The organism is Ensifer sp. WSM1721 (assembly GCF_000513895.2).
Lineage (GTDB): Bacteria > Pseudomonadota > Alphaproteobacteria > Rhizobiales > Rhizobiaceae > Sinorhizobium.
This window is the reverse complement of sequence record NZ_CP165782.1, coordinates 2,411,706-2,437,905: the sequence shown is the minus strand read 5'-3', so window position 1 is coordinate 2,437,905 and position 26,200 is coordinate 2,411,706. Positions and strand designations below refer to the sequence as shown.

25 protein-coding genes, 1 tRNA gene and 1 pseudogene are annotated in these 26,200 nt (G+C 61.0%); 16 read left to right on the top strand and 11 right to left on the bottom strand.

What is annotated here, in order from left to right; translation table 11 throughout:
• Window positions 1–4: 4 nt before the first annotated feature.
• On the bottom strand, window positions 5–532 hold the full coding sequence (locus M728_RS11935) for a dTDP-4-dehydrorhamnose 3,5-epimerase family protein (RefSeq protein WP_026618779.1): 528 nt from the start codon (window positions 530–532) through the stop codon (window positions 5–7).
• A gap of 124 nt (window positions 533–656) precedes the next feature.
• Here M728_RS11935 and M728_RS11930 point away from each other — a divergent pair, with 124 nt between their 5' ends.
• Genes M728_RS11930 through M728_RS11920 form a run of 3 tightly spaced genes read left to right on the top strand, consistent with a single transcriptional unit; the run spans window position 657 to window position 2,772 of the window.
• On the top strand, window positions 657–1,145 hold the full coding sequence (locus tag M728_RS11930; RefSeq protein WP_026618780.1) for a DapH/DapD/GlmU-related protein: 489 nt from the start codon (window positions 657–659) through the stop codon (window positions 1,143–1,145).
• Entirely contained in the window at window positions 1,145–1,975 is an 831-nt protein-coding gene (locus tag M728_RS11925; RefSeq protein ID WP_026618781.1) for an NAD(P)-dependent oxidoreductase, read from the top strand. Before M728_RS11930 ends, M728_RS11925 begins: the two co-directional genes overlap by 1 nt.
• Before the next feature lie 14 nt (window positions 1,976–1,989).
• A complete protein-coding gene (locus tag M728_RS11920) occupies window positions 1,990–2,772 on the top strand; it encodes a cephalosporin hydroxylase family protein (RefSeq protein ID WP_026618782.1) in 783 nt (260 codons plus the stop codon).
• Between the two features lie 97 nt (window positions 2,773–2,869).
• On the opposite strand, the gene M728_RS11915 is transcribed toward M728_RS11920, so the two are convergent.
• The 3 genes from M728_RS11915 to rfbF are packed head-to-tail and all read right to left on the bottom strand — an operon-like array spanning window position 2,870 to window position 5,942.
• Window positions 2,870–4,102: a class I SAM-dependent methyltransferase gene (locus tag M728_RS11915; RefSeq protein ID WP_026618783.1), complete on the bottom strand. Its 1,233-nt coding sequence runs from the start codon at window positions 4,100–4,102 to the stop codon at window positions 2,870–2,872.
• A 5-nt stretch (window positions 4,103–4,107) separates the two neighbouring features.
• Window positions 4,108–5,178: a CDP-glucose 4,6-dehydratase gene (rfbG, locus tag M728_RS11910; RefSeq protein ID WP_026618784.1), complete on the bottom strand. Its 1,071-nt coding sequence runs from the start codon at window positions 5,176–5,178 to the stop codon at window positions 4,108–4,110.
• A complete protein-coding gene (gene rfbF / locus M728_RS11905; RefSeq protein WP_026618785.1) occupies window positions 5,175–5,942 on the bottom strand; it encodes a glucose-1-phosphate cytidylyltransferase in 768 nt (255 codons plus the stop codon). The genes rfbG and rfbF overlap by 4 nt, the downstream gene beginning before the upstream one ends.
• Before the next feature lie 227 nt (window positions 5,943–6,169).
• Here rfbF and M728_RS11900 point away from each other — a divergent pair, with 227 nt between their 5' ends.
• From M728_RS11900 to M728_RS11870, 7 genes and pseudogenes are all read left to right on the top strand, one after another.
• Window positions 6,170–7,609, top strand: a complete 1,440-nt coding sequence (locus M728_RS11900; RefSeq protein ID WP_026618786.1) for an FAD-binding oxidoreductase — start codon at window positions 6,170–6,172, stop codon at window positions 7,607–7,609.
• Window positions 7,610–7,855: 246 nt separating this feature from the next.
• Window positions 7,856–8,278 carry an EF-hand domain-containing protein gene (locus tag M728_RS11895; RefSeq protein ID WP_026618050.1) on the top strand — a complete coding sequence of 141 codons (423 nt, stop codon included), beginning with the start codon at window positions 7,856–7,858 and terminating at the stop codon, window positions 8,276–8,278.
• An 81-nt stretch (window positions 8,279–8,359) separates the two neighbouring features.
• Complete coding sequence (locus tag M728_RS11890) at window positions 8,360–8,734, top strand: DUF488 domain-containing protein (RefSeq protein WP_026618787.1); 375 nt, start codon at window positions 8,360–8,362, stop codon at window positions 8,732–8,734.
• A gap of 753 nt (window positions 8,735–9,487) precedes the next feature.
• Window positions 9,488–10,015, top strand: coding sequence for a hypothetical protein (locus tag M728_RS11885; RefSeq protein WP_026618788.1), 528 nt, complete (start codon window positions 9,488–9,490; stop codon window positions 10,013–10,015).
• Window positions 9,969–10,274 (top strand): ASCH domain-containing protein, encoded by a 306-nt coding sequence (locus M728_RS11880; RefSeq protein WP_051440805.1) that lies wholly within the window; start codon window positions 9,969–9,971, stop codon window positions 10,272–10,274. Before M728_RS11885 ends, M728_RS11880 begins: the two co-directional genes overlap by 47 nt.
• Window positions 10,271–11,671 (top strand): RuBisCO large subunit C-terminal-like domain-containing protein, encoded by a 1,401-nt coding sequence (locus tag M728_RS11875; RefSeq protein ID WP_084044257.1) that lies wholly within the window; start codon window positions 10,271–10,273, stop codon window positions 11,669–11,671. The genes M728_RS11880 and M728_RS11875 overlap by 4 nt, the downstream gene beginning before the upstream one ends.
• Before the next feature lie 538 nt (window positions 11,672–12,209).
• A pseudogene (locus tag M728_RS11870) lies at window positions 12,210–12,444 on the top strand (IS481 family transposase); the annotation flags it as partial.
• Window positions 12,445–12,487: 43 nt separating this feature from the next.
• Here the strand turns inward: M728_RS11870 and M728_RS11865 are convergent.
• The 4 genes from M728_RS11865 to xylF form a co-directional block, all read right to left on the bottom strand.
• Window positions 12,488–12,564, bottom strand: a tRNA-Arg gene (locus M728_RS11865).
• Between the two features lie 269 nt (window positions 12,565–12,833).
• A complete protein-coding gene (locus M728_RS11860) occupies window positions 12,834–13,619 on the bottom strand; it encodes an ATP-binding cassette domain-containing protein (RefSeq protein WP_026618791.1) in 786 nt (261 codons plus the stop codon).
• Between the two features lie 14 nt (window positions 13,620–13,633).
• Complete coding sequence (locus M728_RS11855; RefSeq protein WP_026618792.1) at window positions 13,634–14,947, bottom strand: sugar ABC transporter permease; 1,314 nt, start codon at window positions 14,945–14,947, stop codon at window positions 13,634–13,636.
• A gap of 159 nt (window positions 14,948–15,106) precedes the next feature.
• A complete protein-coding gene (xylF, locus tag M728_RS11850; protein WP_026618793.1) occupies window positions 15,107–16,147 on the bottom strand; it encodes a D-xylose ABC transporter substrate-binding protein in 1,041 nt (346 codons plus the stop codon).
• Window positions 16,148–16,387: 240 nt separating this feature from the next.
• Between xylF and M728_RS11845 the strand changes: the two genes are divergently transcribed.
• Window positions 16,388–17,599 carry an ROK family transcriptional regulator gene (locus M728_RS11845; protein WP_026618794.1) on the top strand — a complete coding sequence of 404 codons (1,212 nt, stop codon included), beginning with the start codon at window positions 16,388–16,390 and terminating at the stop codon, window positions 17,597–17,599.
• Window positions 17,600–17,652: 53 nt separating this feature from the next.
• On the opposite strand, the gene iolG is transcribed toward M728_RS11845, so the two are convergent.
• Window positions 17,653–18,645, bottom strand: a complete 993-nt coding sequence (iolG, locus tag M728_RS11840) for an inositol 2-dehydrogenase (protein WP_026618795.1) — start codon at window positions 18,643–18,645, stop codon at window positions 17,653–17,655.
• 378 nt (window positions 18,646–19,023) lie between these two features.
• Here iolG and M728_RS11835 point away from each other — a divergent pair, with 378 nt between their 5' ends.
• Window positions 19,024–19,251 (top strand): hypothetical protein, encoded by a 228-nt coding sequence (locus tag M728_RS11835; protein ID WP_026618796.1) that lies wholly within the window; start codon window positions 19,024–19,026, stop codon window positions 19,249–19,251.
• A 3-nt stretch (window positions 19,252–19,254) separates the two neighbouring features.
• Here the strand turns inward: M728_RS11835 and M728_RS11830 are convergent, their stop codons facing one another.
• Both M728_RS11830 and M728_RS11825 read right to left on the bottom strand, forming a co-directional pair.
• Window positions 19,255–19,707 carry a hypothetical protein gene (locus M728_RS11830; RefSeq protein ID WP_026618797.1) on the bottom strand — a complete coding sequence of 151 codons (453 nt, stop codon included), beginning with the start codon at window positions 19,705–19,707 and terminating at the stop codon, window positions 19,255–19,257.
• A 58-nt stretch (window positions 19,708–19,765) separates the two neighbouring features.
• Window positions 19,766–20,749, bottom strand: coding sequence for a LysR family transcriptional regulator (locus tag M728_RS11825; protein ID WP_026618798.1), 984 nt, complete (start codon window positions 20,747–20,749; stop codon window positions 19,766–19,768).
• Window positions 20,750–21,022: 273 nt separating this feature from the next.
• On the opposite strand from M728_RS11825, the gene chvE reads away from it, so the two are divergent.
• The 4 genes from chvE to araD1 all read left to right on the top strand — a co-directional run bounded on the left by chvE (window position 21,023) and on the right by araD1 (window position 26,178).
• Window positions 21,023–22,090, top strand: coding sequence for a multiple monosaccharide ABC transporter substrate-binding protein (gene chvE / locus M728_RS11820; RefSeq protein ID WP_026618799.1), 1,068 nt, complete (start codon window positions 21,023–21,025; stop codon window positions 22,088–22,090).
• 188 nt (window positions 22,091–22,278) lie between these two features.
• Window positions 22,279–23,814, top strand: a complete 1,536-nt coding sequence (mmsA, locus tag M728_RS11815) for a multiple monosaccharide ABC transporter ATP-binding protein (RefSeq protein ID WP_026618800.1) — start codon at window positions 22,279–22,281, stop codon at window positions 23,812–23,814.
• Window positions 23,814–25,028, top strand: coding sequence for a multiple monosaccharide ABC transporter permease (gene mmsB, locus M728_RS11810; RefSeq protein ID WP_026618801.1), 1,215 nt, complete (start codon window positions 23,814–23,816; stop codon window positions 25,026–25,028). Before mmsA ends, mmsB begins: the two co-directional genes overlap by 1 nt.
• 154 nt (window positions 25,029–25,182) lie before the next feature.
• Window positions 25,183–26,178, top strand: a complete 996-nt coding sequence (gene araD1, locus M728_RS11805; RefSeq protein ID WP_026618802.1) for an AraD1 family protein — start codon at window positions 25,183–25,185, stop codon at window positions 26,176–26,178.
• The last annotated feature ends 22 nt before the right edge of the window (window positions 26,179–26,200 follow it).

Sequence of the window (26,200 nt, the reverse complement as noted above, 5' to 3'; positions counted from 1 at the left end):
AGGCTTACAGGAAGCTCAAGGCGCGGTCGCGCTCCGACATCTGGCTGACTTCGAGCGGCCAAGCGATAGCCAGGCGCGGATCGAGCGGGTTGAGCCCGCCTTCCGCCTCCGGCGCATAGGGCTTGTCATGCAGATAGAGCATCTCGCAGTCCTCCGTCAGCGTCTGGAGCCCATGCGCAAAGCCGCCCGGGATCATCATTGAGCGTGCATTTTCGGCGCTCAGGATTTCGCCGTGCCATTGCAGGTAGGTCGGCGAGTCCGGCCTTATGTCGACCGCGACATCGAAAACGGCGCCGCTTATGCAGGACACGAACTTCGTCTCGTCGTGCGGCGGCCGCTGGAAGTGCATGCCGCGGATCGCACCCTTGCTGCGTGTCAAGGTATGATTGATCTGCGCGATCACGCCCCCGAACTCGGGTAATTCGTCGCCGCAGAAGAAGCGCGAGAAGAAGCCGCGCTCGTCGCCTATCTGCTTGCGCTCGATGATCGTGAGGCCCGCAAGGGGAGTGGGAAGGCGATTGAACCGCGACATGAATTCCTCGACCGATGGCATTTCCTGTGAGCGCTTCTTGCACGATCAGGCGTTGACGCGGCAAGCGGTAACTGGAAAAGAGTGCCGAAATGAAATTAAGCGGCGGAGAAAAATTGGAGCCATAATGATCGAGGTGCATCCGACGGCGAAGATCAGCCCGCTCAGCGACATTGAGGATTCGGTCCGCGGCACGCGGATCGTCGTCGGCGAGGCCTCCGTCATCGACAGCTTCGTGAAGGTCAAGCCCGCCGGCGGTTCAGGGCATCTCGAGATTGGCCGCTTCTGCTACGTCAATAGCGGCTGTGTCTTTTATACCGGGAACGGAATACGCATCGCCGACAATGTGCTGATCGCCGCCAACTGCACCTTCGCTCCCGTCAATCACGCCTATAGCGACAAAAATCGCCTAATCCGCGAGCAGGGCTTTCAGCCGAGCCGCGGCGGCATCGTCGTCGAGGAGGACGTCTGGATCGGAGCGAATTCGGTGATCCTGGACGGCGCCATCCTCCGGAAAGGCTCTGTCATTGCGGCAGGCTCGATCGTGCGCGGCGAAGTGGAGGCCTATAGCATCTGCGGCGGCAATCCGCTGCGGCGGCTCGGCGAGAGGTCGTGATGTTTACCGTTCTCGGCGAGTCGGGCTTCATCGGGGGCAATCTCGTGCGCCGGCTGCGCGATCTCGGCCACGACGTCAGCGCTCCTTCTCGCACCGACATGCCTCTCGCGGGGCAGGACCTCGGTCATGTCATCTATGCCATTGGCCTGACGGCCGACTTTCGCACACGGCCCTTCGATACGATCGAGGCGCATGTTTCGCTCGCGGCGAAAATCCTGCGTGAGAACGCGTTCTCTTCCTTCCTCTACCTTTCGTCCACGAGGGTTTACGCCAACAACCGCGACACGCACGAAGGCGCTCTGCTCTCGGCGTCGCCGCTCAATCCGTCGGACCTCTACAATCTGTCGAAGCTCACCGGTGAGGCGATCTGCCTTAACTCTGGGCGCGAGAACGTACGGGTCGCCAGGCTGTCGAACGTTGTCGGACCGGACGAGGCGCGTTCGGACACGTTCCTCGGGGCGCTGTGCCGGGAGGCGAGAGGCGGACATATTCAGCTTCAGACCGCGCTCGAATCCAGCAAGGACTATATCTGGATCGACGATGCGGTGGAGTTGCTTCTCCGTATCGCAAAGGAAGGGCGCCATTCCGTCTACAACGTCGCAAGCGGCAGGCAGACCAGTCACGCCGACTGGTGCGCCGCAATTCAATCCCGGGCGAAGTGTTCCGTTGGGGTGAACGACGGCGCGCCGACCGCTTCATTCCCGCCGATTGCTGTCGATCGAGTGACGGACGAATTCGCTTTTGCTGCGACACCTGTGCTAGAGCGCATCCCTGAAATTCTGGGCAACGCCGAATCGGAGCACGATTCCGATCCGCGGCCCTCCACATGAGGACAGGACCCGATATGGACCCTATCGAACAATTCCGCGCCGAGCGGGCGGCAGCCGTCGACGACTATGGTCGCGACGGCGATTTTCAGACGCTCTCGAACCAGTGGCGCGAAGTCACGATGGCGAAGCGCTACGTCTATAATTTCGACTGGCTCGGCCGTCCGATCATCCAATATCCGCAGGATATCGTGGCGATGCAGGAACTCATCTGGGCGACACGTCCCGATCTGGTGATCGAGACCGGGATCGCCCATGGCGGATCACTGATCCTGAGCGCCTCGCTGCTTGCCATGCTCGACATGTGCGACGCGATCGAAGCGGGCGTTTCCTTCGACCCCAGCCAGGCCAAGCGCAAGGTGATCGGCATCGACATCGATATCCGCGCGCATAACCGCGCGGCGATCGAAAGCCACCCGATGGCAAGCCGCATCCAGATGTTCGAGGGGTCATCCATCGATCAGGAGATCGTCGCGAAGGTGCGCGAGGCGTCTGCGGGCTACCGGCGCGTGATGGTCGCGCTCGACTCCATGCATACCCACGCGCATGTGCTTGCGGAACTCGAAGCCTATGCGCCGCTGGTCACGCCCGGCTGCTATTGCGTCGTGTTCGACACGCTGGTCGAGGATCTGCCGGCCGGTTTCTTCAGCGACCGGCCATGGGACGTCGGCGACAATCCGAAGACCGCAGTGCATGAGTACCTGAAATCCCATCCCGAATTCGAGATCGACCAGTCGGTTCAAAACAAGCTGATGGTCACTGTTGCTCCCCACGGCTTCCTGAAGCGGCTGGAAAGCTGATCGGATTCCGGTCGAGTCTGGATTATCGGAATAGAAAAAGGGGCCGCGGTTGCAACGGCCCCTTTTCCATTGTCGTTCCAGTCGCTCTGCGCCGGCGTCAAATCACCTTCACTTCCGGGATGGCAACCATGAAGCGACCGCCCCAGGAACGGACATGGCTGTTCGCCTCGACAATCTCGTCCGTGAGATTCCACGGCAGGATGACGACATAGTCGGGCTTGGCGGCCTCGAGCTTGGCCGGCGCGTGGATCGGGATGTAGCTGCCGGGCGTGAGCTTGCCCTGCTTCAGGTCGTTGCGGTCGACGATGAAATCGATATCGTCGGCGGTCACGCCGCAGACATTCAGGAAGGTGTTGCCCTTGGCCGCTGCGCCATAGGCCGCGATCCGCTTGCCCTCGCTTTTGGCTTCTCGCAGGAAGGCGCGGAAGCCTTCGCAGACGGCGGCGATCTTTTCACCAAAGGCGACATAGGTTGCCCTCTCCGTGAGCTTCGCCTTGGCCTCGTCGGCACGCACTTTCGCAAGCCCCTCCGTTGCCGGCCTCGTGCCCGTCAACGGTTGTGCGTAAACGCGCAACGAACCGCCATGGGTCGGCAGCTCCTCGACGTCGAAGACCTTGAGCCCGCAGGCGGCGAAGATGCGCTCGACGGCGACGAGGGAGAGATAGGAATAATGCTCATGATAGATCGTGTCGAACTGGATGCCTTCGATCAGGCGCAGGAGGTGCGGGAACTCGAAGGTCGCGACACCGTCCGGTTTCAAGAGAATCGCAAAGCCGCTGACGAAATCGGCGATGTCGGGCACATGCCCGAGCACGTTGTTGGCCGCAGTGAGATCGGCCCGGATTCCGCGGCGGACCAACTCATTGGCCGTGTCGCGGCCGAAGAAGGCGACGTGCGTCGGCACGTTGCGGCCTTCGGCGATCTTGGCGGCGTTGGCCGCTGGCTCGACGCCGAGCACGGGGATCTGCTTTTCGACGAAATATTGCAGCAGATAGCCGTCGTTCGACGCGACCTCCACGACTTGCGACGTGCCATCGAGACCGAGGCGCTCGGTCATCGTCTCGGCATAGCGCCGCGCATGGTCGAGCCAGCTCGTCGAAAACGACGAGAGATAATGGTACTCGGCGTTGAAGATCTCGTCGGCCGGCGCCGTTTCGGTGGTCTGCACGAGCAGGCATTCCGAACAGAACATCACTTTCAGCGGAAAAATCTTCTCTCGGGCGATCGCCTCCTCGGTCGGCTCGAGGAACGAGTTGGACCAGGGCGTCGCTCCAAGATCCGCAACAGCGGTTTCAAGCGGGGTCGAGCAGAAGCGGCAGGTATGAGACATCGTGGTCAGTAGCCTTTCGTAAATGCTTCGATCTGGTCCAGTGTGAGCTCGAGCGGAGCCTTGCCCCGGCGCCAGCCGTCGTACCAGCGGGCGGTCCATTCGATCGCCTCTTTTTGCCTGAGTCGCGCCTGCCAGGCGAGGCTCTTGCCGGCGAGTGCCGGGTCGAGGCCGAGCGCCTGCATCTCGCGCGGTTGCCTCAGCGAAGAGACGTCTTCCCATTCGGGAGCGAGCCCCATCGCCGTCTGGATCGCGTTTGCCACGTCGCGCACCGCGATCGGCGGCTCGGCGGGCGAGGGGCCGAAGTTCAGGGCATCGACATCGCTCGCGCCCTTATAGAGCGCCTCGGCAAAAAGGAAATAGCCGTTGAGGCAATCGAGCACGTGCTGCCAGGGGCGCGTCGCCATTGGGCTGCGAATATTGAGCCTGGTGCCGGAAAGGGCGGCGCGGACGACGTCGGGCACCAGCCGGTCGGCCGAAAAGTCGCCGCCGCCGATCACATTGCCGCCGCGGGCCGTGGCGATGCGGATGCCGCGCTCGTCGAGGAAGGCGCTGCGCCAAGTCGCGACCGCCACCTCGCAGGCGGCCTTCGAGCCGGAATAGGGGTCGTGTCCGCCGAGCGTGTCGGTTTCCAGGAAATGCCGTCCGGTCTCGTCATTGCGATAGACCTTGTCGGTGGTCACGACGAGGACTGCCTTCACGGAAGGGGTGGCGCGCGCCGCCTCGAGCAGCCGGACCGTGCCCATGACGTTGACGTCGAAGGTCTCGGCGGGCGTCGCATAGCTTTCGCGCACCAGCGGCTGCGCCGCCATGTGCAGGATGATCTCCGGTTCGCTCTTCCGCGTGATCGTAGAGAGCGCCTCGCCGTCGCGAATGTCGCCGAACTGGCTCTCCGCCAGGCCGTCCCCGTTCAGAAGCGCGTGGAGCGACGGGTCGGAAGCAGGCGGCAGCGCATAGCCGGTGACGCGGGCGCCCATCTTATTCAGCCACAGGGCCGCCCAGCTTCCCTTGAAGCCCGTATGGCCGGTCAGCAGGACGCGTTTTCCCGCCCAGAAATTCGGATCGGTGAGGCGGCTCATGACCAGATCTTCCAGGGCGCGCGGTTTTGCTGCCAGAGCTCTTCGAGCTGGTTCTTGTCGCGCAGCGTATCCATCGGCCGCCAGAAGCCGTCATGCGGGAAGGCCATCAATTCTCCGTCACGTGCCAAGCCCTCGAGCGGCGCGCTTTCGAACGGGGTGTGATCCCCCTCGATACGGTCGAGCACGGAGCGATTGAGCACGAAAAATCCGCCATTAATACGGCCATTGTCGCCCGCCGGCTTCTCCGCGAAACTGTTGACCTGCCCCGCTTCGATCGCCAGTGCACCGTAACGTCCCGGCGGCACGACGCTCGTCACCGTCGCCTCGCGGCCGTGGCTGCGGTGGTAATCGGCGAGCGCGCGGATGTCGATATCGGCGACTCCGTCGCCATAGGTCAGGCAGAATGTATCGCCGAGATAGGGAGCCACGCGCTTGAGGCGACCGCCGGTCATCGAGTCCGGCCCCGTATCCACAAGCGTCACGCGCCAGGGCTCGGCCGTTTTCGTATGATAGGTGGTTTCGCCCGTCGCCATATCGAAGGTGACGTCGGAGGAATGCAGGATATAGTTGGAGAAATATTCCTTGATCATGTAGCCGCGGTAGCCGAGGCAGATCACGAAATCCGAAAAGCCGTGGTGGCTATAGATCTTCATGATGTGCCAGAGGATCGGGCGCCCGCCGATCTCGATCATCGGCTTGGGTCTGAGGTGGCTCTCCTCGGAGATGCGGGTGCCGTATCCGCCGGCGAGAATGACGACCTTCATGCCCAAACCTGCCTCTTCCAAACCAGCCTTTTGCAGAGCTGCTTCCGCGCGCCGCGGTTCATTGAAGCATTTTCAGCACAATTGCAACAATTGCGCGCCGAGAACCCCGCTCCCCACGCTCCCGCATAAGTGTATCGGGCGGCACCCGGCGCGCCTTGCGAGGCGCCCGCCAAAGGCGCAGAATGCCGCGCTGCTGGGGCAATGGTTCACCGTGGGAGGAGCGAATCATGAACGATATGAGCCTCACCAATCTGCAAGCAGGAACAACAATGATCAGCGCCGCGGCCATCGAGGCGCTTGCGGGACGGCTGCGTGGCCGTGTCCTCATGCCGACCGACGCCGCCTATGACGAGGCACGCACGATCTGGAACGCAATGATCGATCGCAGGCCCGGCTTGATCGTGCAGTGCGCCGGGCCTGCGGATGTCGTCAATGCGGTTCGCTTCGCGGCGGAGAACCAGTTGCTGGTCGCTATGCGCGGCGGCGGACACAACATTGCCGGCAATGCCGTCTGCGACGGCGGCCTGATGATCGATCTCACGCCGATGAAATCGGTGCGCGTGGATCAGACGACCAAACGGGCCTGGGTGGAGCCGGGCGCGACGCTTGCCGACGTCGACAAGGAAACGCAGGCGTTCCGCCTGGTGCTGCCGACCGGCATCAACTCGACAACGGGGATTGCCGGCCTGACGCTCGGCGGCGGATTCGGCTGGACGACGCGCAAGTTCGGATTGACGGTCGACAACTTGCTTTCCGTCGACGTGGTGACGGCGAATGGCGAGCTGGTGCGTGCGAGCCCGACGGAACACCGCGACCTCTTCTGGGCGCTCAGGGGCGGCGGCGGCAATTTCGGCGTCGTCACGGCCTTCGAATTCGCGCTGCATGAACTCGGTCCGGAAGTTGTCGCGGGGCTGGTTGTGCATCCCTTCGCCGACGCGCCAAGCGTGCTCAAGCAGTACCGGCAGGCGCTCGAGACGGCGCCGGACGAACTCACCTGCTGGGCCGTGATGCGGCAGGCGCCGCCCTTGCCGTTCCTTCCCGCCGAGTGGCACGGCAAGGAGATCCTGCTGCTGGCGATCTGTTATTGCGGCGATCCCGAAGCAGGCGAGAAGCCAACCGCGGAGCTGCGTTCGATCGGCGAGCCGATCGCCGACGTCGTCGGCCCCATTCCCTTCGTCGGCTGGCAGCAGGCCTTTGATCCGCTGCTGACGCCGGGTGCCCGCAACTACTGGAAGAGCCATGATTTCACGGAACTTTCGGATGAAACGATCGGCGTGCTCACCGATGCCGTCCGGCAATTGCCGGGACCGGAGTGCGAGATCTTCATTGGCCACGTCGGCGGTGCCGCCGGTCGCGTCGCCGTGGAGGAAACCGCCTTCCCGCAGCGCAGCTCGCATTTCGTCATGAATGTGCACGCGCGCTGGCGCGATCCGGCGATGGATCGGACCTGCATCGACTGGGCACGGCGGCTTTTCGAGGCGGCGAAACCCTATGCCGCAGGCACCGCTTACATCAACTTCATGCCGGAAGACGAGATCGACCGGGTCGAGGCCGCCTATGGCAGCAACTATCGGCGGCTCGTCGAGGTGAAGAGGCGTTACGATCCGCTCAATCTCTTCCGGATGAACCAGAATGTGCGGCCGATCGAGGAGCGCGGGGCGGCCTAATGCATGTCGCCCAAAGTGAGCAGCGGTTTGGGGCGACGACATGCACAAAAACGAGGTCCTAAAGCGCATCGCACGAATTCGATTGAACGCGACGCGCTTTACGCCTTCCTGGAGAAGGATGTGCGTTGCCGTGGGCTGCGACCGGTGCAGACGCGATCATCGCCGCCGGGCGGGCAGCGGGAAACGCCCGATCTCAAAGTGGTGAAAACCTGGATCACACTCAACCCAACTGGAGGAGGAGAGCACATGTTGACGATGCGATTGCCTGTCGCGGCCGCCCTTGCGGCGCTTATGACGATCAGCGCAACGAGCATAGCTGCCGCCCAGGCGCCGGATACACCCCCACCGCCGGACGAGGCGCCCGCGACCGACGACGCGCCGGCGCAGGACGAAGCCGCGCAGGACAGGCAGATGGAGATGATGCGCGGAGACATGATGCGTGGTGAGGGGATGCGGGGCGATCGCATGAGGTACCGCGACAGGATGCGCGGAATGATGATGCACCGGCAGGCGATGAAGATCATGTTCGCCATCACCGACGCGGACAATGACGGCGCGCTTTCCTTCGAGGAGATCAGCACCATCCACCGGCGGATTTTCGACAAGGTGGACGTCAACCGGGACGGCAAGGTCACGCCGGACGAGATCCAGACCTTCTTCCACAATTAGGAAGGGTCCGCTACGTTCGATGGAAACAGTTTCGTTCCCGGGGACGGCGACGGCCGACCCGGGAATTCTTGCGGGGGCCCAATGCCATCACTCCAGTTGAAGCGTGTCTACGAGGCGCCGGAAGCGTCCGACGGAACGCGCATTCTCGTCGATCGCCTCTGGCCGCGCGGTATCGCGAAGGACAAGGCGCGAATCGACCTCTGGCTGAAGGACATCGCCCCGAGCGACGCGCTGCGCAAGCGGTTTCATGGGAAGCCGGAGGACTGGGAGGCGTTTTGCAAGGCCTATGCGGCGCAGTTGGAAGGTGAGGCGGCGCAGGTGGCGGTGAGTGAGTTACGTGAGCGGCTGAAAGGGGGGCCGGTGACGCTGCTTTATGCGGCGCGGGATGAGACGCGGAACAATGCCGTCGCGCTTAAGGCGTGGCTGGAGGGGCAGTACGGAAAAACGGTGCTCTAGAATTGCGCCGCCTAACTAGCTCAGTATCCGTGAGCAAAAGCGGGCCGAATTAGCGGCCCAGACACGTTCATCGGAATTGGATGGCTGGGAAGGCGCGGATTGTAAGTATTTGGTGGTGCGGTATTGGCTAGACAACTGGTCCGGTTGATCCATGGCGTAAAAAATGTGAGTTGACGGGCGACTAGTTTCTTCCATCCACAGCTGGGTTTTTGGTGTCGTTGCTTTCGGAAAAATTGTTGGATATCGCTTTCAGCATATAGCTGGGATTCGCGATGTTTGATCACTTAGATATACTGGATGGAGCTGGGTTCAGGGTAATTCCACGAAACGCTTCGGGTGCGGTTTTAGATTTTATTGGCGAGCAACATTACCGTGAGGGTAATCCCCGTGGGAAAGTCATAGCTTGCTATCTCGATCCAACCTCCCAATTATGTCCTCAGAAGTTTCGTAGGCCGGATGGAAAATGGCCTTTTGCCGGCGCCCTGGTCCTTGGGGGCGGTTGTGCGTACGCTGCACCGGTCGGAAGGAATCATTTGGTCGAAGTCCATGAGCTAGATGTCGACCTAGAGGAACTGACAAGAGGCGAGATCGTTACTGAGTTGGGTCTGACTATGATTAATCGCGTCGCAGTTGTTCCTGAGTTGAAGGGCTTTGGTATCGGGTCGGCGCTGGCCAAGGTCGCACGTCGATATGCGCCACGACTATTCCCTGGCGCTCAATTCGTTGAGGTTATGACCACGAGGAGAATAAGAGATGCCCGAGCGATCACAGCAGGAACATATCTTAAAAGAGACTTCCTGCAAGTCGCAGGATTCACAGTTGCTCCTACAGTATCCAGCGAAAGGCGTAGCGGGGGAGAGCGAACCGGGATGCTATACTACTTTGCCCCAGTTTCGGCATAAGCGGCTCTTCGTCGCTCTCGCATCTGAACCTTTCAGATGGTTTGAAAGTGGTGAAAAGCTTTGGGAACTGAGACGATTTGGCCGCCAATTCAATGATGCCCGCGTGTGTGTTGGCCGAGAAGTTGAATTGCGAAGGGGTTACAGTACCAAAGACAGTATTTGGGGTGAGGTGAACACGGTCGTCGTTGCAGAAAGTATCGCGGAGTTCTTTAAAAAAGTGCCATTTTCAGAAGTTATACCCATCGCCGAGAGCCTAAGCGACGCTGTTGAAATAGCGCAGCAGATAATTGGGCATGACGATCAAAAGGTAATCGGCTTTAGGGTGGATATTAATGAGGCAAGAGATCCGGCTAGCGAGCCAGTTCATTCCACTGATTAACTCTGGGCTGAAAACCACCACCGTTCGGATGGGCAAGCGCGACTACAAAGTCGGTCCAGCGGACCTGATAACGGGCAACGTCCGAATACCGATTGTCATCGAAGAGGTATTTTTCTGCCGGCTCAGCGAACTGACGGAACAAGACGCCAGAATGGATGGATTTAGCCATCGGGATCAGCTAGTTAGTACATTGAAATCGTTCTATCCACAAATTGAATCGAATAGCCCCGTAACGGTCGTAAGGTTTTTCCGCGCTTGAGTTGGATTAAGATAAAAATTCAGTTCTCTGTCCAAAAAGCAGATGGCACGCCAGGCAGCTCGGATGACGCTTATACAGTAGCCGCGCAAGTGAAGGATGACGCTCTATTTGGAACGTTTGCCGAGATAGACACCGAATTTTGGTCGAACAGGATGGATCGCTCACTTGAGAGCCTCTCCCGGTTTGAGCTTGGTGAAGTGGTTGATCCCGCCAAAGGCCGATTCGAGTTTACTCTTGAACTGGCCGCGGACCTATTTCCGGCGGAGCTAGGGGGCTACAATCACCTTTTTGGGATTTTGGCCGGCGATCTGCTTAGATTTGTCCTTCCGCCACTAAAAGTAAGTGATTTCGTTGTCAAAGATATTTCCATACCCGATAGCTGGCGCGACGCACATACCGGCCTTTTTCGAACGTACTCCACAAATATATCCGATCTAAGAAAGGTGTTCTCACTGGAAGATGGCATGCCACTGTTGGCTTTTTCATTTAAGCCGAGAGTTGGCTTCAAGCTGGACGCGTTGGAGGCAATCGCGTCTGACGTGATGGCAGCAGGCTTCAACATCGTTGAACTGGATACGCGTTTTTTACCCTTAGATCGCGCTCACTTGGAAAGCCTTAGAGAAATTGCTTCTCGCTTAGCTGACAAACAATGGTCCGGGCGTTCAGGGCGATTATCCTTAAACTTCACACTTCCTACGTCAGTCTTGCTGGAGGAACTGCAGGCTTTCTGTGACCAGCTTCCTACGCCGGTGGTATCGAAGATTGATGGAGGCTTAAATGGAATTGATGCTATCCAGAGCGTCCGTCGAGCAAAAATGGTGGATGTCCAGGGCTCACCTCCAATTATAACATGTTATCCTCTGTTGCGGACGGCTTTGGCGAACTATGTCCCGCCCGACAAGGTACTAGAAGCACTTATATTGTCGGGTGCTGATGTAATATACCCTGGTGGGCGCCCCGACGTTGGTCATATGAAAAGATCACTCGACTCGAGTACACAAAACAGTTTCGTCCAAGCAGTTCAACGTTACCGCGATATGGTTCGCCGAAATGAGGCGATGCCCACCATTGCCGGAGGAATTTATGCAGGCCAACTTCACGCATACTATGAGCTTTTAGGCCCCGATGTGGGGTGGGTTTTGGGAGGTGGAGTGACCCTGCATAGGGACGGCCCAAAAGCTGGCGCCGCATTATGTGTCGAAGTGGCTAAAGCGGCCGCGGAATCAAGAGCGAAAGCAGGAAGATCGTGGTCTGAAAATCTTCATAAGAAATTGGTAAAAAAATGCGATGAGGCATATGTCGGGACTTCGAAGTTGTCCTCTAACGAATTGACGTATTTTTCCCCGTCAGAGAATTTAGCTATTCCGCGATTATCCCCCTTTGAAATGAGCAAGTAGATGCTGGTAGACATTTGGTGTGCACTTAACTCGTCCTTCGGGGGACCACTGCTGGCAATCGTGACTGTGGGGGGAGGCATATCTTTCGGGAAGTCTATAATGGCGTTCCCGAAGAAATTTGACACACCCAATGTCGCCGAGCGTAACCGACTAAACACCTATCGGTCGTGGACGTTATTTTTTGGAACTCTCACGCTGCTCGGCGCGATTGGCAACGTAGTGCTGTATCTTTGCGCATATGGTCTACTAAGATCCGGTGCCACAGCGTGTCCCGCAGGTCCAATCTCTGAAAGTGCTGTGTACGCGCTATACTTGTTTTATGCCGGGATAGTGCTCACTTGCGTCGTTGGCGTAGTATATTCTTTCCGCATGACGAGGATTACCGCTTTTCGTTAACTTGTCACAGCGACCGGTGCTAATGCTAACTCGCTTCCGAGCTCAGCTCATGCCATCATTGAAAAGATTGAGCTTCTTCCCATCTAAAACGCCATCGAGCTAGGACCTAGCTTGTTTATTTCCGTAATCCGCCGGAGATCGCTTCCCCTTTCATGACGGAGATGCGCTGGTGACTAATTGCGGCGGCATCTGCATCCACCGCAAGAGATCAACGTATCGCGGTGCTCGCAGGCCAGAAGCTCGGCCTCAAGGAAGTCGACAACCGCATTTGGCTCGTTACCTTCATGCATTATGATCTGGGATATATCGACCTGGAGAAGAGAACTTTGCAAACCATCGACAACCCGTTCGGCACGAGGTTGTCACCCATGTCTTAGGTACGTTCTGTTACTTATGTGTTCGGTATGGACCGTGGGGAAATGGCGCACCCGACAGGATTCGAACCTGTGACCTTTGGAATCGGAATCCAACACTCTATCCAGCTGAGCTACGGGTGCATCCGTTGGCGGCAGGGCCGCCGAAGCAGGCTGTGAGCGGTTCTTAGCCTAGCTTGCGTGCCGCTTCAATGGTCAATTGCAGGAGATTGTGCGGGAAATTTGCTTTCCTCGGCCGAGCTGTGGTCACGGCGCATCGCTCGTAGCGTCTCGCGGCGAAAGAAAAATGCCGCATCTGTCGGGATGCGGCATTGATTCAGGTGCAGATGTCCAGATGGAACCGAGGGGGGAGGTGGGCGGAAACCGCCCGCGCTCCCCATCCCGCTCCGCGCTCACGCCATCTGCATGGCGCCGGGGCCGGGGATCGCCTTGGGCGGCACCTTGCCCATGATGATCATGCCGAGCACCTCGTCCTTGGTGACGTCCTCGGTGCGGGCGTGGCCGACGACCTGGCCGTTCTTCATCACCGAGACGCGGTCGGCGAGGTCGAAGACGTCATGGATGTCGTGGCTGATCAGGAAGATGCCGATGCCCTCGCGCTTCAATTGCTTGATGAGCTCGCCGACCTGCGCCGTCTCCTGCGGCCCGAGGGCTGCGGTCGGCTCGTCCATGATCAGGATGCGGGCGTCGAAGAGGATGGCGCGGGCGATCGCCACCGATTGCCGCTGGCCGCCGGAAAGCGCCTTCACCGGCTCCTTGAAGCGCTGGAAGTTGGGGTTGAGCCGGCCCATCACCTCGCGCGCCTTCGCCTCCATCGCCACGTCGTCGAGTGTGCCCCAGGGGGTGCGCAGCTCCCGGCCGAGATAGAGGTTGGCGGCGGCGTCGACATTGTCGGCGACGGCGAGCGTCTGGTAGATCGTCTCGATGCCGTATTTCTTGGCATCGCGCGGATTGCTGATCTCGGCCGGTTCGCCGTTGATCAGGATCTCGCCAGCATCGCGCCGGTAGGCGCCGGAGAGAATCTTGATCAGCGTCGACTTGCCGGCGCCGTTGTGGCCGAGGAGGGCGACGACCTCGCCGGGATAGAGATCGATGGAGGCGTTGTCCACCGCATGGATGCCGCCGAAGGAGATGGAAATGTTCTTCATTTCCACGAGCGGAGTGCGTTGTTCAGTCATGTTCGAACTCCTGATTATTTCGCGCGGGCGCGGTAGACGGTATCGAGCCATACGGCGGTGACGAGAACGACGCCGACGACGATCCGCTGCAGTGGGCTGTCGATGCCGAGCAGCACCATGCCGGATTGCAGGGACTGCATGACGAGCGCGCCGAGCATGGCGCCGGCGATCGTGCCCATGCCGCCGGCAAGCGAGGTGCCGCCGATGACGGCCGCGGCGATCGTATAGAGTTCGTCGAGCTCGCCTTGCGCATTGGTGGCGGCGTTGAGGCGCGCCGTCGAAATCGCGGCGGCGACGGCGCAGAGCATGCCCATCAGCGCGAAGATGCGGACGGTCACCCAACGCGTCTTGATGCCGGCGAGTTCGGCCGCTTCCGGATTGCCGCCGATCGCGAAGACATAGCGGCCGAAGCGCAGCCGCGTCGAGATGAAGGTCATGACGATGCCGATGACGATCGCGATCAGGACCGGGATGGCGATGCCGTGGGCGATGAAGAGGCCGCCTTCCGGCCAGGCGATGCCGTTCGCCTCGGCGTATCTGCGGGCGATATTGGTCGGCCAGGGATAGCTGTTGGCGATCGTCACGGCACCGAGAACGAGCAGGCAGCCGACCGCCGAGAGCAGGTATTCGGCCCAGACCGGGCGGCGCGGAAAGCCGAAGCGCTTGCGCTGCTTGCGGGCGTTCAGGATGCTGACGACGATGGCGAGGCAGGCGATGAGGCCGACGATCCAGCTCGCGGTGGCGCCGATCGAACCTTCGGTGCCGCCGCCCATCAGGCGGAAGGTCGCGTCCATCGGCGCGACGGTGCGGCCGCTCGTGACGAACCAGGTGGCACCGCGCCAGACGAGCAGGCCGCCGAGCGTCACGATGAAGGAGGGAACGTTCAGGAAAGCGATGATCACGCCGTGCAGGGCGCCGATCGACGCGCCGAGCGCGAGGCCGACAAGGAGCGTGACGATCCAGGTGGCCGGGTGATTGAAGCCGAGGAGCTGCGGCAGCAGCTCGGCCTGCAGCACGCCCATGATCATGCCGACGAAGCCGAGGATCGAGCCGACCGACAGGTCGATATTGCGGGTGACGATGACCAGCACCATGCCGGTCGCCATCACGGCGATCGAGGCGGTCTGCACCGAAAGGTTCCAGAGGTTGCGCGGCGTCAGGAATAGGCCGTTCGACAGGAAATCGAAGCCGATCCAGATGATCAGCATGGCGCCGACCATTCCGAGCAGGCGCGTGTCGATCTCCGTGGCGCGAAAGAAGCGCTTTACCGGGCTTTCGGCGGCGTTGCGCGCGCGGTTGAAATGTGCGGTGTCTGTCGTGTCGGCCATGGCCGGCGTTCCCCCACTGTTTATATTCGTTGATGCGGTTACCCCGCGTGGTGTTGCCGCAATCATATCACCGCGCGAGCAGGACCGTTCGGACCTCATGCGAACGCCGCAACGGGGTCCCGTTGCGGCGTCTCGAAGTCAATGCAAAGCGCCCGTCCGTCAGTTGCAGGCGGCAACGGAGCCGGCTGCAACACCCTGGCAGGCCGCGTCCCTGGAAATCCAGCCGGCGTCGATGACGACGTTCAGATTGTCCTTGGTGATCGCCATCGGCGCCAGGAAGACGGACTTCATGGCGACGCCCTTCGGTCCGCCGTTGAAGGTCTGCACGCCTTCAATCTCGTCCATGGTCTTGCCACCGGCGAGCGTCACGGCGATCTCCGCCGCCTTCTTGCCGAGTTCGCGGGCGTCCTTCCAGACGGAAACAGTCTGGGTGCCGAGCGCCACGCGGTTGAGCGCGGCATGGTCGCCGTCCTGCCCCGAGACGGGGACGGAGCCGGCCAGACCCTGCGCGGTGAGCGCCGCGATCGCGCCGCCGGCAGTGCCGTCGTTGGAGGCGACGACCGCGTCGACCTTGTTGTCGTTGGCGGTCAGGAACTGCTCCATGTTCTTCTGGGCGGTTTCCGGCTTCCAGCCGTCCGTATAGGCCTCGCCGACATTCTTGACCTTGCCGGCGTCCACCGCCTCCTTCAGTACTTCCATCTGCCCGGAGAAGAGGAAATCGGCGTTCGGGTCGGAGGAGGAGCCCTTGATGAAGACGAAGTTGCCTTCGGGCTTCGCCTTGAAGACCTCGCGAGCCTGCATGCGGCCCACTTCCTTGTTGTCGAAGGTGATGTAGAAGGCGGCCGGGTTCTCGATCAGGCGGTCGTAGCCGACGACCGGGATGCCTTCGGCGGCCGCCTTTTCGATGGCCGGAGCGATGGCGTCGGAATCCTGCGCAAGCACGATCAGCGCGTTCGCGCCCTGAGCAATCAGCGACTCGATATCGGTGAGCTGCTTAGCGGCAGAGGACTGTGCGTCGGCGGAAATATACTTGTCGCCGGAGGCTTCGAGTGCGGCCTTGATCGCGGCCTCGTCGGTTTTCCAGCGCTCTTCCTGGAAGTTGGACCAGGAAACGCCGATCACGAGATCCTTGGCGATCGCCGCGGAATGCATGGACGCGATGATGGCGGCCCCCGCCATCAGCTTCAAAATGGATTTCATTTTATCCTCCCAAAGGGCCCGCCGCGCGCGCGAACCTCCCGCACGCATCCCCGACGAGCCGTGAAGCGCTGCCGCAAATGTCTCCGGCAGTGCGCGCGGAGCTTTTTTCTCGACAGTCGAGAAAATAGATGTCAGAGTTTTAGAAGGCTGTCAACAAGCCTATCCACTCCTTGTGTTGCTGTTCTGCAGATGCTTTGGGAGGAGCATGTTCGAGGAATCCGCCACCGGCAGGGACGTGCAATGCTGACCAAGTCCAGCACAGAGCTTGTGCGTCAGCAGAACAGCAGCCTTGTCCTTGCAGCCCTTCGCCGCAAAGGCTCCCTCTCGCACACGGAAATCGCAGCGCAGACGGGCCTTGCGTCTGCCACCATCTCGGTCATCACGGCCGAACTCGAGCGCGCCGGGATCATCGCCAAGACCGAGCAGCATGTTCAGGGTGGCCGCGGCCGACCGCGGGTTCTCTTTGCGCCGAGACGCGGCTCAGGCTACGTGATCGTCGTGCGCATTTCCTCCGACACCGTGCAATACTCGCTCGTCGACTACGGGGGCGTCCTGCTCGACCGTTTCGAGGAGGCGCGCAATCACGGCCTGAGCGGCACGGCGGCTTTCGGGCGCTCGCTTATGGCGGCGCTAGAGCGCTTGCTCAATCGCTCGCATATCGCGAAGGACGAGGTGCTTGCCATCTCCATCAGCAGCAAGGGGCTCGTGGCCGCAGATGGAGCACGGCTCGTCTGGTCGCCGGTCTTCGGCGACGAACAGCTCGACTTCGAGAAGCTGCTCCGGCCGGAATGGCGCGCCAGTGTCATGCTCAACAACGAGTCGCTGCTCGTGGCGCAGGCGCTTGCGGTCCGCGCGGAGGAGAGGGAGGGGGGCTTCAGGTCGCTCGCGGTCGTCTCGCTCGGACACAGCATTGGTCTCGGCCTCGCGAGGAAGGGGAGGTCCGGCGAGCTCGACGTCTCGGCGCCGAACTTCGGCCATATGTTGCATGCGACGTCCGCCGGGCTCTGTCGCTGCGGCAGCTATGGCTGCATCGAGGCCGCCGCCGGTTTTTACGGCATCCTGCGCACGGCCTTCCAGGTGCCGTCCAATACGATCCCCGCGAAATTCGTGCCGCTCTCGGAAATGGACAAGATCGCCGCGAGCGCGCGGCAGGGGCACCGCATGGCGGACTACGCTTTCCGCCAAGCCGGCATCGCGCTCGGCAATGGCATTTCCCGCGTGCTCAGCCTCTATGAACCGATGCCGATCTTCGTCACGGGGCAGGGCACGCGCTATTTCGACCTTCTGCACAAGGGGCTCACGGAGGGGCTTGCGCAATCGTTGCAGGTGCGGCTGGAGGGTCTGCCGGAAATAACGGTCCTCGCGGATGAGCAGCGGCTCGTCTTCGACGGCCATCTCGACCGGGCGCTCAGCGCCATCGACGCCGATATCGCCGCGGCCGGCCATCCCTGAAACAAGGAAGGCCGGGCGATGCCGGCCTTCCGCTGCGGATAAGGTATCTCGCGTCAAGCGACGCTGATCTGGCGCTTTTCCTTGACCGACCGAACTGCCGCGTCGGCGAGCGCCAGGGCGGCAAGGCCGTCCTTGCCGGACGGGGTGATCTCGGCGCCTTTTTCGATCGCGGCGATGAAGTTCTCGATCTCGTTGGCATAGGCTTCCGTATAGCGCGTCATGAAGAAGTCGTGCAGCGGCGGGCGCGTATAGCCTTCGCCGGTGGCGATTTCGATCGAGACCGGGCGCTGGTTCTCCGCGGCGACGGCGCCCTTGGAGCCGTGCACCTCGATGCGCTGGTCGTAGCCATAGGTGGCGCGGCGCGAGTTCGAGATGATCGCCTGCTTGCCGGACGCCGTCTGCAGGATGGCGGAGACGCTGTCGTAGTCGCCCGCTTCGCCGATCGCCTTGTCGACGAGCACGGCAGCGGTGGCGGTGACGGAAACCGGCTCTTCGCCGAGCAGGAAACGCGCCATGTCGAAATCATGGATCGTCATGTCGCGGAAGATGCCGCCGGACCGCTTGATGTAATCGACCGGAGGCGCGCCGGGATCGCGCGAGGTGATCGTCACCATTTCGACCTCGCCGATCCGGCCATCGTCGATCGCCTTGCGTACGGCCATGAAATGCGGGTCGAAGCGGCGGTTGAAGCCGACCATCAGCTTCGCCTTGGTTTCGGAAACCACCTTCAGGCAGGCCTTGACGCGATCGACGTCGAGGTCGATCGGCTTTTCGCAGAAGATCGCCTTGCCGGCGCGGGCGAAGCGTTCGATCAGATCTGCATGGGTGTCCGTCGGCGTGCAGATCACCACGGCATCGATATCGCCCGCCGCCTCGATCTCGTCGATCGTGCGGACCTCGCAACCATAGGCGTTGGCGATCGCTTCCGCCGCGGCTGGAAAGGCGTCGGCAACGGCGACGAGGCGCGCGTTGGGATTGCCGGTGACGGCTTTCGCGTGCACCTTGCCGATCCGCCCGGCGCCCAGAAGACCAAATTTCACTGTCATCTCTATCGTCCTTTAATTCCGGTTTGCGACCGGGTTGACGCGCGATGATGACGCTCATCGCGCAAAGGCGTCGCGGAGGGAATGTCCGCGGGAAGATGAGAGGACTGTGGTGCTCTTCCTCCCGCGCCGTTGCGGCGCCTCCCTCCCGTGCCATTCACCCGACCTTGCATCGGAATGAAATAGCCAATTTTTATAATTACGGAATTTTTATTCCATTTGCTGGGACGCCGTCAAGCATCCCGATCGTGCCTCTTTGCCATGCAAGAGCAGTGTTCGCCGGCGCCCGCATGATTTTATGCTTGGATCGGTTTCGATTTAAGGAATTATGGGATTAGATGAGGTTCCAGCCTGCCGCGCAGGTTTGTCGGAGGCATTGGAATGATCAAGTTCATCGACCCGGATCACCCATTCTACAGGCCTTTCTGGATCCGGCTGCTGATCGTTGGCTTCTGTGCGGTGTGGACGGCGGTGGAATTTTATGGCGGGCAGACGATGTGGGGGACGATCTTCCTGATCGTCACCGCCTATGCCGGCGCTACTCTCCTCATATTTTATAAGCCGAAGCAACCGGAAGAAAAGGCCGGGACGAGCGACGAGATGAAGTGACGGCTATTTCGCCGTACCGGTCCATTCCAGCCGTCGCGATGCCTCGTCGATAAGCATGTTGGCGAGTTTCATGCGAAGTGTGGCGTTGGGCCGGAACTCCGCAGGCAGGCGATCCGGATGATTCGCCGCCGCGAAGCGCCGGCGCTTGGCGGCGAGCGTCAGAGCGGTATCCTTTCCATCGAGCGCAAGCTCGGCGGCAACCTCGGCGAGGCTCGTGCGCTTCAGATGTTCGGGCATGACGGGCGGCTCGACTTCATCGACCGGTGCCAGTTCGCGATAGGCGCATTCAACGGTGCGGAGAGGCGTCGTCGTTCGTGCCGGTGTCTCGATGATAACGGCAGAGGGCTCGATCGGGGCGCGCCACGACCCGTCTACGGCGCTTTCGTCCGGCACGTCCTCGTCCTCATCGGCTCTCAGGCGCTCGAGCACCGATTGAAACACTGACTTGCCGAACATCGAGCCTCTCCAAGCTGAATTCAGCCGATCTTGGCCGCTCAACATTATGCGGGCCTGATCATGTCCGGCTTTGCTTCAGGATCAGGTCGTAGAGCAGCTTCGCACTCGGGGGAAGCGCTCGGCCCTCGGCGGTGATCAGCCCATAGGGTTTGATGCGGATCGGAAACTCGGTCGGCAGAATGCGGATCTCGCCGGCCTGCGTGCCGTTCCCCGCCACGAGCTTGGCGACATCGAGGGCGACGGGGGCGATTGCGTTGGTGTTGCGGACGATCGAGAGCGTCAGGATGATCGAGGAGGTGTTGATGACCGTGGCGGGGAGCCGGACGCCGGCGGAAACGAAACTGTCCTCGACCGCGCGGCGTAGAAGCGTGCCGGGCGGCTGGAAGACCCAGTCGTAGCCAGGCAGGTCGTCGGCGCTGGCGGACGCCTTGTCGAGCAGGGGATGGCCCTCGCGAACGATCAGGCAGACCTCCTCGAAACCGATCTCGACCAGATTGAAGAGCCGGGGATTGAGATCGTCGGGGATGCGGCCGACGACGAAATCGTGGCGCGCCGCCAGGAGTTCCCGCGTCAGCACATTGCTGTTGTCGATCTGCACATTGATCTCAATGCCGGGATAGGCGGTGGAGACCTGGCGGATTGCAGGCACCGCGAGGTTGAGAGCGGGGCCGGTGACGGAGCCGAGCGACACCGAACCGCCGCTGCCCGTCTTCAGCTCGTTGATCTCGCGCGCGGCTTCGCGCAGCTCCAGAAAAATCGTGCGCGCCCGCCTGGCCAGCGCTTCGCCGTAGGGCGTGAGCTCGACGCCGCGCGCAACGCGCGCGCAGATCGGCGCCTTCACAATCGCCTCGATCTCGGCGAGCATGCGCGAGGCGGCCGGCTGCGAAATGCCGAGCGAATCGGCGGCGGCGCTGATCCGGCGGTGGTCGTCGATTGCCAGGATGAGCCTGAGGTGGTTTATCTTCAATCCCGACCGGAAGAGGCCGCTGTCGAACGGTTCGCCCGCCGGGATGGCGGTGCTCGGCTTGGTTTCGAGGTTCAATTTCGCGGTCCTGTCTTCAAGGGATTCATAAATCACACTCTTTAAGAGTCGTATATCAAATTTGGTATGTATGAAATGCATTATTGTATTTGACAGTTATGGCAATTGATTCCAGTTTCCGAGCCTATGCGCCAGCGCATGCGGAAGTATGTAAGACGGGGAGGACTTCCTTTATCTTGAGCCACCACCGGGGGTCATTCTCCGCGACGGTGGATCGCTGCGCATCGGACGGCGGCCTCGGCTCGCCGGCTTCAACACTCAGGGAGAGATCTGATGAAATTGTTTACTTCGCTTCTCGCAGCCGCGGCGATGACCGTCGCGTCCTTCGCTGCGCCGGCATTCGCCCAGGACAAGGGCACCGTCGGCATTTCGATGCCGACGAAGACGTCGACCCGCTGGATCTCCGATGGCGAGACCATGGAGAAGCTGTTCAAGGAAGCCGGCTACACGCCGGATCTGCAGTTCGCCGACGACGACATTCCGAACCAGCTCGCGCAGATCGAGAACATGGTGACGAAGGGCGCGAAGGTTCTCGTCATCGCCGCCATCGACGGCACGACCCTCTCCGACATCCTGCAGAAGGCGGCCGATGCCGGCGTCAAGGTCATCGCTTACGACCGCCTGATCCGCGACTCGGGCAATGTCGATTACTATGCGACCTTCGACAACTTCCAGGTCGGCGTCCTGCAGGCGACCTCGCTCGTCGAAGGCCTGAAGCTCGACGAAGCCAAGGAGCCGAAGAACATCGAACTTTTCGGCGGTTCGCCGGACGACAACAACGCCTTCTTCTTCTACGACGGCGCCATGTCGGTCCTGCAGCCGCTGATCGACAGCGGCAAGATCGTCGTCAAGTCCGGCCAGATGGGCATGGACCAGGTCGGCACGCTGCGCTGGGACGGTGCGGTTGCCCAGGCCCGCATGGAAAACCTGCTGTCGTCCACCTACACCGATGCCAAGGTCGATGGCGTTCTGTCGCCCTATGACGGCCTGTCGATCGGCATCATTTCCGCTCTGAAGGGCGTCGGCTACGGCTCCGGCGACATGCCGATGCCGATCGTCACCGGCCAGGACGCGGAACTTCCCTCGGTCAAGTCGATCCTCGCCGGCGAACAGTACTCGACGGTCTTCAAGGACACCCGCGAACTCGCCAAGGTCACCGTCAACATGGTCAACGCCATCATGGACGGCAAGGAGCCGGAAGTGAACGACACCAAGACCTATGAAAACGGCGTCAAGGTCGTTCCGTCCTACCTGCTGAAGCCCGTTTCGGTCGACAAGACGAACGCCAAGGAAATTCTCGTCGGCTCCGGCTACTACACGGAAGATCAGATCAACAACTGATCCGGTTCCGAGGGGTTCGCGGTTGCCCCGCGAGCCCCTTTGCTCGATGCGACGCGCGTTTGCAGGCGCACCCATGTCGCTGTAATAGTTGAACTGCTCATCGTTCCCTGGATCGGCAACGATCCGGGGAATCATGCAGCGGGGAAGAGAGTCTAGTCTCTCGCAGACTGCCGCTGGAATAGCTGATTATGGACAACATCATTCTGGAAATGCGGGGCATTACGAAGACGTTTCCGGGCGTCAAGGCGCTGGACAACGTTTCGTTCAAGGTCCGCGAAGGCGAAATCCATGCCCTCGTCGGGGAAAATGGCGCCGGCAAGTCGACCTTGATGAAGGTGCTGAGCGGCGTCTATCCCGCCGGGACCTACGAGGGCGAGATCTATTATGACGGCGAGGCCCGCCGCTTCAGCACGATCGCCGACAGCGAACATCTCGGCATCATCATCATCCATCAGGAACTGGCGCTCGTTCCGCTGCTGTCCATTGCCGAGAACATCTTTCTTGGCAATGAAATCGCCAGCAACGGCGTCATCCACTGGCCGCAGACCTTCTCTCGCACGCAAGAGCTCTTGAAGAAGGTGGGCCTCAGCGAGTCTCCATCGACGCTGATCACCGACATCGGCGTCGGCAAGCAGCAGCTTGTCGAGATCGCCAAGGCTCTTTCCAAGAGGGTGCGGCTCTTGATCCTCGACGAGCCGACCGCGTCGCTGAACGAGAATGATTCCGACGCGCTGCTGCGGCTCCTCATGGAATTCCGCACCCAGGGCATGACGTCGATCATCATCTCGCACAAGCTGAACGAGATCAAAAAGGTCGCCGACCAGATCACCATACTGCGCGACGGCGGTACCGTCGAAACGCTCGACTGTCACAAGGAAGACATCAGCGAAGACCGGATCATCAAGGGCATGGTTGGGCGCGCGATGGAAGACCGTTATCCGCCGCGCGAACCGAAGATCGGCGATACGCTGCTCGAGGTGAAGAACTGGAACGTCTTTCATCAACATCACCGCGATAGGCAGTTCCTGCACGATGTCAGCTTCAAGGTTCGCGCCGGCGAGGTCGTCGGCATTGCCGGGCTCATGGGCGCCGGCCGCACCGAAACGGCAATGAGCATTTTCGGCAAGTCGTGGGGCCACAAGATCACCGGTGAGGTGACGATGCGCGGCCAGCCAGTGGACGTGAGCACCATCCCGAAGGCGATCAAGGCCGGGCTTGCATACGTCACCGAGGACCGGAAGCAACTGGGCCTCGTCCTGATCAACAACATCATGCAGAACACGACGCTCGCCAACCTGCATTCGGTCGCATCGAACGGCGTCATCGACGAGCGCAAGGAGCGGAAGATCGCCTCCGACTACCGCTCGAAGCTCAGGATCCGCTCGCATTCGATCTACCAGGAGACGGTGAACCTTTCCGGCGGCAATCAGCAGAAAGTCGTGCTCTCCAAGTGGCTGTTCACCAGTCCCGAAGTCCTCATACTCGACGAGCCGACGCGCGGCATCGACATCGGCGCGAAGTATGAAATCTACACCATCATCAACCAACTCGCGGCCGAGGGCAAAGGCATCCTGATGATCTCGTCGGAGATGCCGGAGCTGCTCGGAACCTGCGATCGCATCTATGTCATGAACGAGGGACGCATCGTGGCGGAGCTTTCCAAGGAGGAAGCAAGCCAGGAATCGATCATGCGTGCCATCATGCGTTCAGGGGAGAAACACTAATGGTCGTCGATACGAGCACTCACACCACCAAACCCTCGATCGGGGACTACCTCAGGAACAACGTTCGCGAATACGGCCTGCTGGTCGCGCTCGTGATCATCATGCTGTTCTTCCAGTTCGTCACCAACGGCGTGCTCTTCAGGCCGGTCAACATCACCAACCTGGTGCTGCAGAACTCCTTCATCGTCATCATGGCGCTGGGCATGCTGCTGATCATCGTGGCAGGTCATATCGATCTGTCGGTCGGCTCGATCGTCGCCTTTGTCGGAGCGATTTCGGCGATCATGCTCGTCAAATGGGGTCTGCCGGCCTTCGTCGTCGTTCCCGCCTGTCTGGTGGTCGGCGGCATCATGGGGGCAGCGCAGGGCTACTGGGTGGCCTATCAGAAGATCCCGTCCTTCATCGTCACGCTCGCCGGTATGTTGGTGTTCCGCGGAATGACTTACGTCGTCCTCGGCGGCCGCCCGATCGGGCCGTTCCCGAAGGACTTCCAAATCCTTTCGACCGGCTTCGTTCCTGATTTTCTGTACTTCCTCAGCCCGAGCCCCGAGGTCATCAAGAACATGGTGGCGCTCGTGGCGGTGCTGGCGCTGGTCGGCTACGCGATCTTTGCAGGGCTTCGCAACCGCCGTATCAACGAGCAGCACGGCACCGAGAACGAGCCATTCGTGTTCTTCGCGGTCCAGATGGCGGTCATCGGCCTTGTCGCCCTGTTCATCGGCTTCCAGCTTTCGACCTATCGCGGGCTGCCGAACGTGCTCATCGTGATGGGCGTGCTGATCGCCCTCTACACCTTCATCACGACGCGCTCGACGATCGGCCGCCGGATTTACGCCATGGGCGGCAACGAGAAGGCCACCAAGCTCTCCGGCATCAATACCGAGCGGCTGACCTTTTACGCCTTCGTCAATATGGGCGTGCTCGCTGCACTTGCCGGCATGATCATCACCGCGCGCCTGAATTCGGCAACCCCGAAGGCCGGCGTCGGTTTCGAGCTCGACGTCATCGCGGCCTGCTTCATCGGCGGGGCCTCCGCCTCGGGCGGCGTCGGCAAGATCACCGGTGCGGTCATCGGCGCCTTCATCATGGGCGTGATGAACAACGGCATGTCGATCATGGGCATCGGCATCGATTACCAGCAGCTCATCAAGGGTCTCGTGCTCCTCGCAGCCGTCTTCTTCGACGTCTACAACAAGAACAAGGGCAAGGGCTGATCGGATCTCCGGTCAGCTCACAACGACCGCGACATGAACGGGCGGCCGAGGCGGCCGCCGGAACTGGGTGGCGCGTGCCACCCTTAGGGCGGCGCATTGCCTTTCCTCAGGGGAGGGCGTGGCCGGAGCTAACGCGATCAGGAAGGACAGGAACGTGCTGATTTCTCAGGTCAGGAAGCAAGACGGATCGGTTGCAGTCGCGGTGCGGGCGCCGGGCGAAACGGCGCGTGCCGTCAAGGGAGCGGAGAGCGTCTACGCGCTCGCGATGGAAGCTGCCAATGGCGGCAAGAGCCTCAAGGAAGTGATCGAGGCCAAGGGCCTCGGCGAAGCGATTGATCTCGATCAGGCCTACACTGAAGGGCGGCTGCTCCCGCCGATCACCCATCCCGACCCCGCCCACCTGCACCTCACCGGGACGGGCTTGACGCATCTCGGCTCCGCGGCGACGCGCGACGCGATGCACAAGAAGACGGCCGAGGCGGCGGAAGAAACGCTGACCGATTCGATGAAGATGTTCCGGATGGGCCTCGAGGGCGGCAAGCCGAAGCCGGGCGAAAAGGGCGTCCAACCGGAATGGTTCTACAAGGGCAATGGCACGGCTGCAGTCGCTCCGGGTGAGCCGCTGACGTCGCCCTCCTTCGCGGAGGACGGCGGCGAGGAGCCGGAAATGGCGGGCATCTATGTCATCTCCGACAAGGGAGTGCCCTATCGCATCGGCTTTGCCGTCGCCAACGAGTTCTCCGATCACAAGACCGAGCGGGTCAATTATCTCTGGCTGGCACATTCGAAGCTCAGGCAGGCAAGCTTCGGGCCGGAAATCCGCATCGGGACCGCTCCCGACGACATCCGCGGCACGTCGCGCATCCTGCGGGGCGGAAAGGTTCTGTGGGAGAAGCCCTTCCTTTCCGGCGAGGCGAACATGTCGCACAGCTTCGCCAATCTCGAATATCACCATTTCAAATATGTCCTCTTCCGCATGCCCGGCGATGTGCATGTGCACATGTTCGGCACGGCGACGCTCTCCTTTGGCGACGGCGTCCGGACGGAAGAGGGCGACGTATTCGAGATCGAGGCCAATGAATTCGGCCTGCCGCTGCGCAACCCGCTGGCCATCGCCGCGGAGGAAGAGATCGCCATACATCAGCTCTGATATATCTGTAACAGCAGACGCG